Below are 13,625 nucleotides of genomic sequence, written 5' to 3'. Positions count from 1 at the left end.
CCCAGGACGAGCCACACCCGCCCGAACCCCCCGCGGGCCAGCCGGCGGGACAGCGGCGGGCCGGCCAGGGGGGGGAGGCCGACCCGGGGGAGGCCCGGCGCCAGATCCTGTGCCGAGCGGCCGCCGGAAATCACCAGCACCAGGCCGCGCACCCAGATGTAGGACGCCAGCGTAATGATAAAGGCGCTCATCTTCACCTTGACCACGAGATAGCCGTTGAAGGCGCCGATGAGGCCGCCGACGGCCAGCGCAACCAGCAGCGAAACCGGAACCATCAGCCATTGCGGATTGAGCTGTATGCCCATGCCGATGCCCGATGAGCAGAACAGGATGCCGACCGCCATGGCGCTGAGTGCGGCCACCGATTCCACCGACAGGTCCATATGGCCGGCAATGATGACCAGCGACAGGCCGATCGACATCACGCCGAGAACGCTCGAGGCCTCGATGATGTTGGCGAAGATGCCGAGCTGGAAGTAGTTGGGGACGAAGACGGAAAAGACAACCAGCACAAAGATCAGCATGAACCAGACGAGGTTGTCGAGGACGAACTCCAGGGCTTTGCGGCTGCGCGGGTTCATGGGCTGATCCGGTTGGCGCCCCCGAGAAAATCAGGCTGAGAAATCAACTCGATTTCGTCGGGTTCAGGCGCGGGTTTAGGTTCGCCACGGTGTCCTGGGACGCGGCGTCGTGAATGGGCAGGCTCCGGGCCGCAATGGCCCGGAGCGCTTCGCTAGGCGACTATTCGACAGACTTGATCGTGTCCGTCGGCGGCTTCTGGTTGCCCCAGAAGGCCGGATTGTCGACGTTTTCCTTGGTGATGGCGGCGCCCGGGATCTTGATGTTGGGGCCCCAGCTCTCCTTGGTCACGGTCGACTTCAAGCCGAGCACGTCATACTCGCCAGGCTTGATTTCCTGCTTGCCGGCGATCTTGTCCATGAACATCGCTACGGCCGCGGCCTGCGCGTAGAGCGGCTGCTCGACTTCGACATTGAGCCAGCCCTTGCGGATCAGGTCGAGACCGACCGGAGCGCCGTTCGAGCTCATCAGCATGACGTCGCCCGGCTTCTTGCCGGCGGCCTCGAGCGAGGCGACGGCTGCGACCGACAGGTGCGCGGCATGGCTGAAGATCAGGTCGATGTCGGGGTTGGCGAGCATCTGGTCGGCAACGATCGTGCCGGCGTTGCTGGCTTCCCATTGCATGGCCGGCAGCGAGATGATCTTGACGTCAGGAAACGCCTTCAACTTCTCCTCGAAACCCTTCTGGATGTCGAGCGTGTAGGGATCGCCGGGATCGCCGAGCACCTGCAGGATCTTGCCCTTCACAGAACCGTTCTTGGCGGTCAGAAGCTTTTGCGCCTGCTCGGCGGCGACGTAGCCGATCTCGACCGTGCCCGCCACCGAGGTGAAATCGGACGGGGTCGAGGTGATCTGGCGGTCGAACTCGACCACCGGGATGCCGGCCGCACGCGCCGCTTCGATGGACGGCTTCAGCGCGTTGAAATCGACGGCGGCCAGGATGATCGCCGCCGGCTTCAGCGCAATGACGTCGTTCATCTGCGATTGCTGCGCGTCGGTCTTGTTGTCGGCGTTGAGTGTTTTCACCTCATAGCCGACCTGCTTGAGGAACAGCTCCAGCGCGCTCACCGAGCCGGTCTGGAATTCATCGAGCAGGGTCGGGACCATATAATAGACGGTGCCCTTGGTCTGGGACATTGCCGGCGTGAGCGAGGCAAGAGCCAGTGCCAGGATACCGAAGACAAGAACCAGTATTCGCTTCATGTCGTTCGCTCCTCTTTTATACCGGACCCCTCTTTTGTCCCTCAACCTGCCGGTCCGGCACCGGCAAGCGTCTCACCGGTGATCATGTTGATCACCGCATCGGGACTTGTTTTGCTGCGTGCGACATCGCCGGCCACGACGCCTTGCCGGATCACCACGATCCGGTCGGCGACCTGGAAAGCCTGTTGCATGATGTGGGTGATGATGACGACGCCGATGCCCTGGTTGGCCACCTGGCGGATCATCTCGAGACCGCGCCTGGTCTGCTCGACGCCGAGTGCCGCGAACGGCTCGTCAAGCAGCACCAGCTTGCCGCCCCAGTGCACGAAGCGGTTGAGCTCGATGGCCTGGCGTTGGCCGCCCGAGAGATGCTCGACATTGGTGCGCAGCGACGGGATGCGAGTGCCGGCACTTGCCAGCGCCTTGCCGACCACGGCCTCCATGGCGCGCTCGTCGAGGATGGGGACACCGAGAACCTTGCGGGTGATTTCGCGGCCCATGAAGAAATTGGCGACGACGTCGACATTGGTGCAGAGCGACAGGTCCTGGTAGACGGTCTCGATGCCGGCAGCCTTGGCCTCGGCCGGCGTCTTCGCCAGAAACTCCTTGCCCTCGAACAGCATGCGGCCGGAACTCGGCTCGAGGCCGCCGGCAATGATCTTGACCAGCGTCGACTTGCCGGCGCCGTTGTCACCGAGCAGCGCCACGACTTCGCCCTTGCCGATCGAGAAGCTGATGCCCCTCAGCGCATGGATGGCGCCGTAATTCTTGGTGACGTTTTCGAGTACCAGCAGCGGTTCGGTCATGCCGCCACTCCCTTGCTGTGCATGAGGTCTGGCCGGCGCTCGCGCTCGGCAATGAACATCTGGCCGAAGCGCGGCGACAGCACGCCCGAAACGGCCAATGCGGCAGCGCCGCGCAGCACCGAATGCTTGCCGCCGGTCGCCACCGTCACGCGCGGTGTCTTGCGGTCGCGCCGCGCCGAGACCGAATTGGGAAGCTGTCCCGCCGCGCCGACCAGCTTTTCGAGCAGGTCGGTGGGGGCAAGCCCGCCGAGGATGACGGTTTCGGGGTCGAACACATTCTCGATGGTGACGATGGCGTTGCGGAAGATCGGTACGATCTCGGCCACCCAGGCGGCGTCGCTGATGTTGCGGCGGCGACGTGCTTCGAGCGAGAGATACCGTTCGAGGCAGCCGCTGTTGCCGCATGGGCAAGGCTCGCCGCCCGGAACGGCAGGGATGTGTCCGATTTCGCCGGCATTGCCCCAGGCGCCGCGCATCACCGCGCCGTCATGCACGATGACGCCGCCGAGGCCGACGCCGAAATAGAGGTAGTAGTATTCGGAATAACCGGAGCCGAGACCGTAAAGCCGTTCGCCCATGGCCGCCGCGGCCATGTCGGTTTCGAAGAAGGCCGGCAGCCCGGTCGACGCGGCCAGCCGTTCCGGCAGCGCGACATCCTTCCAGCCGGCCATGGTCGTCGGGCCGACGAAGCTCATCGACTCCACGCCGAACGGTCCAGGCAGCGCCATGCCGATGCCGAGCACGCGTCCGCCGGGCCGCAGCGCGGTCAGCTCGGGCACCATCGCGCCGATCAGCTCGAAGGCATGGTCGGGCGTTGCATGCGGCGCCTCGCGATGCATGCTCTCGATCACATCGCCGCTGAGATTGATGAGCGCCGCGTCGATCCCCAGCGGGGTGAGGTGGACGCCCACGGCATAGCCGCCCTCGGGGTTGATCCTGAGCGTCGCCGGCGGCAACCCGCGTCCGCGCGGCTCCTCGCGCAGCGACAGCACATAGCCATGCTCTTCGAGTTCGCGAACGATGGTCGATACGGTCTGGACGGTGAGGCCGACCCGGCTGGCAATGTCGCCGCGAGCGATGGGACCGTGAAGGCGGATGGACTCCAGCACGATGCGCCGATTGTAAGGCCGCCCGAACTCCTGATTGGTCCCCCGCAGTGCCATGTCCGCGCCCCTTAGGAAGGCCAAGACTTGCACAGGCAATTTATTCAGTCAAATGGAATTCAAAAATAATTCGTGACGGTTCCGAACGCGGTGCAGGACCTGTCCCATTCGTCGCGCTGGCCGATTGCAGCCGGGCTGAAACCACCGCAATGGTGAATGACGTCAGGCGGGCGCGGGGCTCGCCGGCCAACAATCCAGCAGGAAAACCGATGATCGAATTGCCTTTTGCGCGCGATGAGTACCAGCGGCGGCTCCAGAAGATCCGCGCCGAGATGGCGGCGCGTGGGCTCGAACTGCTGGTCGTCAACGATGTCGCCAACCAGCATTACATCACCGGCTATGACGGCTGGTCGTTCTACACGCCGCAGGTCGTGCTGGTCCCGATCGAAGACGAGGCCGAGCCGGTCTGGATCGGCCGCGCCATGGATGCGGCAGGCGGCTTGCTGACGGCCTGGATGAAGCCGGAGAATGTGGTTGGTTTTCCCGAGGACCATGTCCAGCGCGCCGATCGCCATCCGATGGACTGGATAGCGGCCTGGATCGTCGCCAAGGGCTGGGGCGCGAGACATATCGGCGTCGAGCTCGAAGCCTATTATTTCTCGCCGAAGGCGCATGCCCGGCTGGTCGCCGGCCTGCCCAATGCGAAATGGCACGACGCCGATCTCCTGGTGAACTGGATCCGCGCCGTGAAATCCGCGCCGGAAATCGCCTACCTGCGCAAGGCGTCGACCTTGGCTGAAGCAGCTGTCGCGCGGGCCTTCGAAGTCATCGCGCCAGGCGTGCGCGAATGCGATGCGATTGCCGCGATCCAGGCGGCGCAGATTGCCGGCAGTCCGGACTTCGCCGGCGACATCACGGCGCTTCCGCCGACAATCCTCGGTGGCGAGAATGCATCGGCTCCGCACATCATGTGGAGCGATCGGCGCTTCGGCAAGGACGAGACGATCGCGCTCGAACTTGCCGGTGTCTGCCGCCGCTATGCCGCAGGCCTCGCCCGAACGATGCAGCTCGGCAACACGCCGGCCCGTGTCGCCGACACCGCAAAGGCGGTGATCGAAGGCATGGATGCGGTGCTCGACGCGGTCAGGCCGGGGACCACAGCCGAAGCGGTCGAGGCCGCTTGGCGCAAGGTTATCCAACGCTACGGGCTGAAGAAGGAATCGCGCATCGGCTATTCCATCGGCGTCGCCTATCCCCCGGATTGGGGCGAGCACACGATCAGCCTGCGGCCCGGCGACAAGACCGCGCTGCAACCCGGCAATGTCGTGCACTCCATTCTTGGCATGTGGATGGATGGCTGGGGCATCGAGATCAGCGAGACCATTCTGGTGACCGAGACCGGCCATGGGACGCTGACCAAATTCCCGCGAGACATCCATGTCAAATCCTGACCGGTCAGCCACGACGGACGCCACCGCGACCCGCCTGACGCATCTGCTCAATATTGGATCGTCCGGCGCTCGATCAGCACCACAAGACAAAACAGGACGATCGACAGGCCCGATGACAGCACGATCGCCGCGTAGAGGCGGTCCGACTGGTAGTTGAAGGACGCCTGGACGATCAGCGCGCCAAGTCCTTGGTCGGAGCCGATCCATTCGCCGACAATGGCGCCGATCACGGCGGTGGCCGAGGCAATCCTCAGCGATGAGAACAGCATCGGCAAAGCGCGCGGCAGCCGCAGGCTCCAGAACGTGACGCCGGAGCACGCGATGTCGGATTGCCAAACAACAGGATGGTACAACGGGTGAAGGAGGCGGGGGCGTGCAACCAGCCGCCTGGCTTGACCCTACAGATACTGCTCGACCTTCTTGCCGACGGTCAGGAAGCGCAGCGGGTCGATGGCCTCGCCATTGTGGCGGACTTCGTAGTGCAGGTGCGGGCCGGTCGAACGGCCGCTGCTGCCGGTTTTGCCAATGATGTCGCCGGCTGCGAGTTTTTGGCCGACGGCAACGTCGATCTCGCTCAGATGGCCGTAGCGCGTGGCAAAGCCGTTGCCGTGATCGACCTCGACCATGCGGCCATAGCCGCCGTTCCAGCCGGCCTTGGTAACGATTCCGGCCGCCGTGACCTTGGCTGCCATGCCGACCGGCGCGCGGAAATCCATGCCTGAATGCAGGGCAGCGGTGCCGAGGATGGGGTCGGTGCGCACGCCGAACGGGCTGGTGACGGAGTGGCCCGGCGCCGGGTTGGCGAGCGGCAGCCGCCGCGCCTCCTTCTTCAACTGGTCGAGCGTATCCAGCGCCTCGTCCAGTTCCTTGACCTTGCTGTCGAACATCATCGAGCTGTCAAGCGGGATCAGCGGCCCGCCGACATCGCTTTCGTTCTTGCCGAAATCGCTGTCGACCGGCAGGCCGGCCGCCTGGAGCGCCTGGGTGATGGCGTCGGCGTTCTTGTAGGCATTGTCGGCCAGGGTCTCGATGCGGGTGAGTTGCTGGCTTTCGATAGCCTTCAGTGAATCATTGATCGAGACGAACAATTTGTCGGCGCGGTCCGCAGCCGTTTCGCTGGGCAGCGGGTCGGAGCGTGTCGACCACAGCGAGAATGGCCTGGTGTCGCCCGAACCGAGGCTGGCGACCGAATAGGCGAGTGGCTCGCCGCCAGTCAGTTCGGCATGTTCGTCGGGTTTTGTTGTCGCTGCGGCATCAGCGGTTGGCAGCGTCCCGACTTCGTTTTCGGCCCGCTCGAGAATCGGGCCGAGGCGGCCATGGCGCTGGCTGAGCTGGCTCTGCCGCTCGATCAATTCGCTGACCTTGGTTTCCATCAGTTTTTGGTCGAGAAGCTGGCGGCTGGTGATGCGGTCGACCTGCGCGCGCAATGCGGAAATGCGATCTTCATAGGCCTGCTGCATGCGCGCCTGCCGGGCCGTGGTGGCGCCGATCAGATCGTCGCGCAGTACGAGATAGGAGGTCGCCAAGAGATAGCCGATGGCGATCGCCGCCAGTGCCGAGCCGAGAAAGGCGACGAGCCACGGCCGGATGGTGAAATGCCGTATTTCATTGCCCCGCGCAATGATAACCGTATGCGGCTCCTTGCGCCTGCCGAAGACCGCTGACTGACCGGTTAGGTTCACGGGACCAAGCTTTCGTTACGACACCAACGAAGCCCGATTACACATTATTAGGGTTAACAAAGTTTTGCCGTCGCGGGCGCGCTAGTGACCAACGGTGTCAGCCAACCGCATATATGTCTTATGCCCCTAATGCACTGCGCGGCGTTGGCCAGATCGGTGGCGCCTCAGAGCGCGCGGACCGCCTCCAGCACTGCTTCGGCATGGCCTTTCACCCGGACCTTGCGCCAGATCCCGGCGATCCGCCCGTCCTTGCCGATCAGGAACGTCGCCCGCTCGACGCCCATATAGTTGCGGCCATACATCGTCTTCTCGACCCACAGATTGTAGGCCTCGATCACCTTGCGCTCCTCGTCGGCAACCAGGTCGACGGTGAGGTCGTATTTGGTTTTGAACTTGTCGTGCTTCTTCACGCTGTCCGGCGACAGGCCGATCACCACGGCGCCGGCCTTTTCGAACTCCGGCTTCAGCTGCGAAAAGCTGATGGCCTCATTGGTACAACTTGTGGTGTCGTCCTGCGGATAGAAATAAAGTACAACGGGCTTCCCCCGCATCGAGGCAAGGCTGAGTGAGCCGCCGCCGTCGCGCGGAAGATCGAATTGCGGCGCAACGTCGCCAACGTCGAGATCAGCCATATCGATGCCCTTGTTTGAGGTTACGCGGCCCTAAATCAAAGAGATAGAGCATGATGTCTGGACAAACGGAAACCGTTTGTCCGAGAAAACCGCCTCACACTTTTCGGCATCATGCTCTAGCCTGCGTCGTTATAGTGTCGGGCGGGGATTCGTCCACGATCGAATTCGCACAACGGAAAATTGCGTGGATCAGGAAGAACCGCAGCACGAGAAAATCCGGTTCAGGCGTGACGAGATCACCGACCTGGGGGCTTTCCCGTCCGCTTGCCGCGTGCCGCCGCTCGGCAAGGCACGGATCGGCCGCGGCTTTCGCATCCTTGCCCGGCTGTTTGCCGGCATTGGAGCCCTTGTGCTGCTGGCAGCGGCCGCCGTCTACGTCATCGGCGCCACCGGCATCGGCAACGAACGGCTGCGGTTGGAAGCCGAAACGGCGATCGAGAAACTGGCCGGTTTCGACGTCAAAGTCGCCGTCGGTCCTGCCAGCCTGACACTTGACGGATCGAGCTTCATTGCGCTGCAGGTCAAGGATGTCAGCGTCGAGACGGCCGACGGCAAGCCGATGGCCGATGCCGGGCGCGTCCGCTTCGGCATCCGGCTGATCCCGCTGCTTTCGGGCGAGGTTCGGCTGACCAGCGCCAGGATTTCCGACGCCCATATCGTCACCGCGGCAATGCCGTCGGGTGGTGACTGGACAGCGCGCCTGCGCAATCAAGACGGTCTCATCGATCCGGAAAAACTGGCCGCCGCCGTCTTCAGTGACGTCAATCGTGCACTCGATGCCGTGCGCGAGGATTCGATGCGCCGCATCGATCTCAAAAATGTCGCATTCGAGCTGCCCGAGGCCGGATCGGTCAAGCTGGTCATGATCGCCAACGCGACGGTGCTGCAGTCGGGCCCCGGCAGCGTGGAGTTCTCGTCCGAGGCGGATGTCGATGGCCGCGCGCTCACCGTCACGGCCACCGCCACCCGCGATACGAGCTCGATGCGCGTCACCGCCTTGAACGCCGCCATCGACATGGCGGATGTCGCGGAGACAACGCCGGCGGCCGGCGGGCGAACCGGCGCGATTGCTTTGAAGCTCACCGGATCCGAAGGCTCGGGCGAGACCGATTCGCGGCTGACGGGCTCGCTGTCGCTAACCGGCTCGGTGCTCGACCTCGGCACACGCGGGCTGTTGCCGGCCGATGTCGATGTCGACGCCGCCCTTGTCTCCGGCTCCAACAAGATCGATGTCGGCAGGCTGGTTCTAAAGACCGGGCGCTCGGCGTTCAATTTCGCCGGCTCGATCGGGCCAAAGCCGTCGACCGGCGCGGCCGGCGAGGAGCCTTCCTATCGTTACGACCTGACCAGCGACGGCTCGACGCTGGCGCCTTCGGAATCGCCCGAGCCGGCGCTGAATTTCTTCGCCCGCATCGCCGGCGTCTATCAGATCAAGAGCCGCAAGCTTGTCGCCGACCAGATCGGCATCAGGTCGGGATCGGGGAGCGAAGTGCTGGGAACCGCTGCGGTTTCCTTCATCGACAACGGACCGCCGGGTATCTCGGTGTCGCTCAACGTCCACGACATGGCGGTCTCGCACGTCAAGCAATTGTGGCCCTGGTTCTCCGCCAAGAACGCGCGGCTGTGGGTGCTGCAGAACCTGTTTGGCGGCCGCGTCGTCGATGCCAGCCTGCAGTTCCAGGTCGTGCCAGGACGTCTCGGCAACGGCGTGCCGCTTTCGGCCGACGAGGTGTTCGGCCGCTTCCAGGTCGAGGGCTCGCGTTTCGACACCGCCGGCCGCATCCCGCCGATACGCGATGCCGTCGGCGTCGTTTCCTTCCACGGCAACGATGTCGACGTCGCGCTGTCCTCGGGCAGCGTCTATATGCCGAGCGGCCGCACCGTGGCGGCAAGCAATGGCACACTGTCGGTAAAGGCGGCAAACCACCCGCCGGTGATCGGCGCGCTCGACATCGACGTCGCCGGTGAGGCGCCGGCCATCGCCGAACTTGCCTCCTACGAACCGATCAACGCCATGCGCCATGTCGGCATCTTGCCGGACGACCTGTCGGGCACGGTGACCGGCCACGTCAAGGCCGACATTCCGTTGCAATCCGGCGTCGACACGTCGAAGCTCGATTGGCTGGTATCGCTCGACTACAAGGACCTGTCGCTCGCCAAGCCATTCGAAGGCCAGATGGTGACCGATGCCGACGGTTCGATCGAAGTCGGGCCTGACAAGGCGGTGATCTCTGCCAAGGCGCGGCTGAACGGCATTCCAGCCGAGCTCGATCTGGTCGAGCCGCTCAGGGATGGCGGCCCGCCGCGCAGCCGCAAGGTGGCGCTTGTGCTCGACGACAAGACGCGCGCCATCGCCATGCCTGGCCTGTCGCCGCTGATTTCCGGCACCATCAAGGTGGCAATCGACAAGAGCGGCGAAGGCGGCAGCCAGAACGTCGACGTCGACCTGACGAGCGCCAGGCTGGACATTCCCTGGGCAGGCTGGAGCAAGGGGCCGGGCATTCCCGCCAATGCCACTTTTACCATGAGCAAGTCCGGCGATACCACGACGCTGTCCGACTTCGACCTCGACGGAAAGAGCTTTTCGGTCGAAGGCGATGTCGTCCTGGTCAAGGGCGCGCTGTCTTCGGCCCGCTTCAGCAAGGTCGCCTTGAACCGTGGCGACGATGTCGCCGTGACGGTGAAGCGGTCGGGCAAGGGCTTTGCCGTCGATGTCAGCGGCAACGCGCTCGATGCCCGCTCGCTGATCAAGCAGTTCACCTCCGATGTCGATACCGCCACCAAAACCACCGGCACGGACGCGGTTTCGGTCAGCGCCGACGTCAATTCGCTAACCGGGTTCCATGACGAGGTCCTGTCCAATTTGAAGCTCGACTACAGTGCCGCCGGCTCCAGGGTGAACAGGCTCAAGGTCAGCGCCGCGGCAAGTTCCGGCGCCGCCATCACCATCAGCAATACGGCAGGCAATGGTGCTCGCGCGCTCACCATGAAGTCGGCCGACGCAGGCGCCATATTGCGCTTCCTCAACATCTACGAGCATATGGAAGGCGGATCGATCACGCTGGCGCTCAGCGGCGCAGCCGACGGCCCGATGCGGGGCCAGGTCGATTCGAGCAACTTCTTCATCGTCAATGAACCGAAGCTTGCGTCGATCGTATCGACCACGCCAACCGGCGACAGCCGCAGCCTGAACGAAGCGGTCAAGGGCAAGATCGACACCTCGCGGGTAAAATTCGAGCGCGGCTTTACCGAGATCGACAAGGGGTCGGGCTATTTGAAATTGGCGAATGGCGTGCTGCGCGGCCCGCGCATCGGCACCACCTTCCAAGGCACGCTCTACGACCAGAACAACAATATGGACATGACCGGAACCTTCATGCCGGCCTATGGCCTCAACCGCATCTTCGGCGAGTTGCCGTTGGTCGGCGTTCTGCTCGGCAACGGCCGCGACCGAGGCCTGATCGGCGTCACCTACCGGCTTAAGGGCAACGCCAACAAGCCGGTGCTGGACATCAACCCGCTATCGGTAATCGCGCCGGGCATTTTCCGGTCGATCTTCGAGTATCGCTGAGGATCCCAGAAGACGGCTCAGGCAGGCCGCACAAGCACGTGCTTTTTCTTGCCCACTGAAAGCTTTGCGACGTTTTCCGGACTCAAATCCTGAGGCGTCACCATCCGCCGGTCGTCCGCCACCGGCTGGTCGTTGAGGCGCACGGCGCCACCCTGTATGTGACGCCTTGCCTCGCCGTTGGACCCGGCAAGGCCCCCGCTGACCAGCAGCGACAGGATGCCGATGCCGGCTTCCAGCGCGGCGCCGTCCACTTCCCCGGTCGGCAGCGTTTCGGCTGTCACGCCTTCCTCGAAGGTCTTGCGCGCGGTCTCCTCGGCTTGTTGCGCCGCCTCGCGGCCGTGCACGATGGCCGTGGTTTCGGTGGCCAGCACCTTCTTGGCCTCGTTGATCTCCGAGCCGCCAAGGGCGGCCAACCGCGCGATCTCCGAAAGCGGCAGCCGGGTGAAGATCTTCAGGAAGCGCTCGACGTCGGCATCCTCGGTGTTGCGCCAGTATTGCCAGAAATCATAGGGCGAGAAGAGGTCGCCGTTCAGCCACACCGCGCCCTTGGCCGATTTGCCCATCTTGGCGCCCGACGATGTCGTTAGCAGCGGCGTGGTCAGCGCATAAAGCTGCGGCGTGCCCATGCGGTGGCCGAGATCGACGCCGTTGATGATGTTGCCCCACTGGTCCGAACCGCCCATCTGCAGCCGGCAGTCGTGGCGGCGGCTGAGCTCGACGAAATCATAGCCTTGCAGGATCATGTAGTTGAATTCGAGGAAGGACAGCGACTGTTCGCGCTCGAGCCGCAGCCTGACGCTGTCGAAGGTCAGCATCCGGTTGACCGAAAAGTGGCGGCCGACATCGCGCAGGAACTCGACATAGTTGAGCTTCATCAGCCAGTCGGCATTGTTGACCATGATGGCGTCGTTGCCAGTGTCGCCGAAGCGCAGGATGCGGCCAAAAATTCGCTTGATGCCCTCGATGTTGGTGGCGATCGCCTCGGGCGTCAAAAGGCTGCGCTGGTCGTCACGGAAGGACGGGTCGCCGATCATCGAGGTGCCGCCGCCCATCAGTGCGATCGGCCGGTGGCCGGTCTCCTGCATCCAGTAGAGCATGGTCGCCGATATCAGATTGCCGATGTGCAGGCTGGTCGCCGTGGCGTCGTAGCCGACATAGGCGGTCACGGTTTCCTTCGCGAAAAGTTGATCCAGCCCGGTCTCATCCGAAATCTGGTGGATGAAGCCGCGCTCGCTCATGACGCGCAGGAAATCGGACTTGAAGGCGGGCATTGTTTCTTCCTGAAAGCGCCGGGTCCGAACGGCCCGGCATGGCCTGAACGCGGGCGTTTAGCATCCAAGCGCGTCAAGCAAAAGTGGTTTCCGATTTTGCGCCGGCATGGACAGCCTATTCTGCACTGCCGCGCATGCTTGCTTCATCCTGTCGGCTGGCGTAATGAGGCGCCGCGCCAACGGGTTCGATCCGCTGGAACGGCACCGCACGGCATCCACCGAATGCCATATCTTGTGACAGAGCCCGACGCGATATGCCGGACGCATTAATATCCATCGTCATTCCCTGCCGCAACGAGGCGGCGAACCTGCCGCTGCTGATCGACGAGATCGAGGCGGCGATGACCGGGCGCGACTTCGAAATCATCGTTGTCAATGACGGTTCGACTGACGACACCGCTTCGGTGCTTGCCGCTGAAGCCGCCAAACGTCCGTTTCCGCTTCGGCAGCTTCGGCACGAAAAATCCGCCGGCCAGTCGCTTTCGGTGCGCTCGGGCGCCTGGGCGGCGCGCGGCTCGATAATCGCCACCATCGACGGCGACGGCCAGAACGACCCGCAATATATCCCCGTGCTGGTCGATGCGCTGCGTCAGGCAGGGCCCGATTTCGGCGCCGCGCAGGGGCAGCGGTTGAAGCGCCGCGACAGCAAGATCAAGCAATTGGCATCGCGTTTCGCCAACTGGCTGCGCGGCGCGATCCTGCATGACGACACCCGCGACACCGGCTGCGGCCTGAAGGCGATCCACACCGATATCCTGCGCAAACTGCCCTTCTTCGACGGCACGCATCGTTTCGTTCCGGCCCTGGTCATCCAGGAAGGCTACCGCGTCGTCCATTGCGACGTCGTCGACCGCTCGCGCCGCCACGGCAAGTCGAATTACGGCATCTTCGATCGCGGCCTGCAGGGCGCGCTCGATCTCGCCGGCGTCTGGTGGCTTCGGCGCCGGCGCCGCAGAATGCCAAAGGTAGAGGAAATCACGCATGGCTAACGTGTTTCAGGAATTGGCGACCTGGCTGCACCAGGTTTTCGTCAAGCAGTTCGACGCCTGGGTTCTGCTCGGCTTCGTTGCCCAGTTCTTCTTCACCATGCGCTTCCTGGTGCAGTGGATCGCTTCGGAAAAGGCCAAGCGCAGCGTCGTGCCGATCGCTTTCTGGTTCTTCTCGCTGTTCGGCGGCGGGCTGCTGCTCGTCTACGCCATCCAGCGTGAGGATCCGGTGTTCATCGCCGGCCAGGCCATGGGCATGGTGATCTATGTCAGAAATTTATGGCTCATCGCCAATGAGCGCAAGGCGGCGATGACCAAGGTCGACTGAGCCACCAGTCCCG

The 13,625-nt window shown here is 63.7% G+C and carries 11 protein-coding genes and 1 pseudogene; 4 read left to right on the top strand and 8 right to left on the bottom strand.

The genetic code is table 11. From position 1 onward, the window contains the following. The 4 genes from NKH35_RS17380 to NKH35_RS17365 form a co-directional block, all read right to left on the bottom strand. On the bottom strand, positions 1–581 hold a 581-nt coding region (locus NKH35_RS17380), incomplete at its 3' end, for an ABC transporter permease (RefSeq protein WP_502906985.1). Positions 582–741: 160 nt separating this feature from the next. Continuing rightward, the gene (locus tag NKH35_RS17375) at positions 742–1,782 is read right to left on the bottom strand and encodes a sugar ABC transporter substrate-binding protein (RefSeq protein WP_023684845.1); all 1,041 of its coding nucleotides are present in this window, start codon (positions 1,780–1,782) and stop codon (positions 742–744) included. A gap of 41 nt (positions 1,783–1,823) precedes the next feature. After that, on the bottom strand, positions 1,824–2,588 hold the full coding sequence (locus NKH35_RS17370) for an ATP-binding cassette domain-containing protein (RefSeq protein WP_352518852.1): 765 nt from the start codon (positions 2,586–2,588) through the stop codon (positions 1,824–1,826). After that, positions 2,585–3,751, bottom strand: a complete 1,167-nt coding sequence (locus NKH35_RS17365; protein WP_023754365.1) for an ROK family transcriptional regulator — start codon at positions 3,749–3,751, stop codon at positions 2,585–2,587. The genes NKH35_RS17370 and NKH35_RS17365 overlap by 4 nt, the downstream gene beginning before the upstream one ends. A gap of 209 nt (positions 3,752–3,960) precedes the next feature. Between NKH35_RS17365 and NKH35_RS17360 the strand changes: the two genes are divergently transcribed. Then, the gene (locus NKH35_RS17360) at positions 3,961–5,142 is read left to right on the top strand and encodes a M24 family metallopeptidase (protein WP_352915511.1); all 1,182 of its coding nucleotides are present in this window, start codon (positions 3,961–3,963) and stop codon (positions 5,140–5,142) included. 47 nt (positions 5,143–5,189) lie between these two features. Here the strand turns inward: NKH35_RS17360 and NKH35_RS17355 are convergent. The 3 genes and pseudogenes from NKH35_RS17355 to NKH35_RS17345 form a co-directional block, all read right to left on the bottom strand. Then, positions 5,190–5,447 (bottom strand): annotated as a pseudogene (locus NKH35_RS17355) (ABC transporter permease); the annotation flags it as partial. Between the two features lie 93 nt (positions 5,448–5,540). Beyond that, positions 5,541–6,824, bottom strand: a complete 1,284-nt coding sequence (locus NKH35_RS17350; RefSeq protein WP_023734514.1) for a M23 family metallopeptidase — start codon at positions 6,822–6,824, stop codon at positions 5,541–5,543. Positions 6,825–6,988: 164 nt separating this feature from the next. Further along, entirely contained in the window at positions 6,989–7,456 is a 468-nt protein-coding gene (locus tag NKH35_RS17345; protein ID WP_023697549.1) for a peroxiredoxin, read from the bottom strand. A 184-nt stretch (positions 7,457–7,640) separates the two neighbouring features. Here NKH35_RS17345 and NKH35_RS17340 point away from each other — a divergent pair, with 184 nt between their 5' ends. Continuing rightward, positions 7,641–11,027, top strand: coding sequence for a YhdP family protein (locus tag NKH35_RS17340; RefSeq protein ID WP_023734515.1), 3,387 nt, complete (start codon positions 7,641–7,643; stop codon positions 11,025–11,027). Positions 11,028–11,044: 17 nt separating this feature from the next. On the opposite strand, the gene tyrS is transcribed toward NKH35_RS17340, so the two are convergent. Next, complete coding sequence (gene tyrS / locus NKH35_RS17335) at positions 11,045–12,298, bottom strand: tyrosine--tRNA ligase (RefSeq protein WP_352915507.1); 1,254 nt, start codon at positions 12,296–12,298, stop codon at positions 11,045–11,047. Between the two features lie 254 nt (positions 12,299–12,552). Between tyrS and NKH35_RS17330 the strand changes: the two genes are divergently transcribed. Then, a complete protein-coding gene (locus tag NKH35_RS17330) occupies positions 12,553–13,287 on the top strand; it encodes a glycosyltransferase family 2 protein (protein ID WP_023734516.1) in 735 nt (244 codons plus the stop codon). Next, positions 13,280–13,612, top strand: coding sequence for a lipid-A-disaccharide synthase N-terminal domain-containing protein (locus NKH35_RS17325; RefSeq protein WP_023669132.1), 333 nt, complete (start codon positions 13,280–13,282; stop codon positions 13,610–13,612). Before NKH35_RS17330 ends, NKH35_RS17325 begins: the two co-directional genes overlap by 8 nt. Positions 13,613–13,625 lie beyond the last annotated feature (13 nt).

This window comes from Mesorhizobium sp. M1143, assembly GCF_040318435.1.
GTDB lineage: Bacteria > Pseudomonadota > Alphaproteobacteria > Rhizobiales > Rhizobiaceae > Mesorhizobium.
Note: the sequence above shows the minus strand (reverse complement) of the source record. Positions and strands in the feature narration are given on the sequence as shown.

What these genes read in the sequence shown, in the direction of transcription:
- NKH35_RS17375 (WP_023684845.1), bottom strand. Translation starts at nt 1,782, where the DNA reads ATGAAGCGAATACTGGTTCTTGTCTTCGGTATCCTGGCACTGGCTCTT.
- NKH35_RS17370 (WP_352518852.1), bottom strand. Translation starts at nt 2,588, where the DNA reads ATGACCGAACCGCTGCTGGTACTCGAAAACGTCACCAAGAATTACGGC.
- NKH35_RS17365 (WP_023754365.1), bottom strand. Translation starts at nt 3,751, where the DNA reads ATGGCACTGCGGGGGACCAATCAGGAGTTCGGGCGGCCTTACAATCGG.
- NKH35_RS17360 (WP_352915511.1), top strand. Translation starts at nt 3,961, where the DNA reads ATGATCGAATTGCCTTTTGCGCGCGATGAGTACCAGCGGCGGCTCCAG.
- NKH35_RS17345 (WP_023697549.1), bottom strand. Translation starts at nt 7,456, where the DNA reads ATGGCTGATCTCGACGTTGGCGACGTTGCGCCGCAATTCGATCTTCCG.
- tyrS (WP_352915507.1), bottom strand. Translation starts at nt 12,298, where the DNA reads ATGCCCGCCTTCAAGTCCGATTTCCTGCGCGTCATGAGCGAGCGCGGC.
- NKH35_RS17330 (WP_023734516.1), top strand. Translation starts at nt 12,553, where the DNA reads ATGCCGGACGCATTAATATCCATCGTCATTCCCTGCCGCAACGAGGCG.
- NKH35_RS17325 (WP_023669132.1), top strand. Translation starts at nt 13,280, where the DNA reads ATGGCTAACGTGTTTCAGGAATTGGCGACCTGGCTGCACCAGGTTTTC.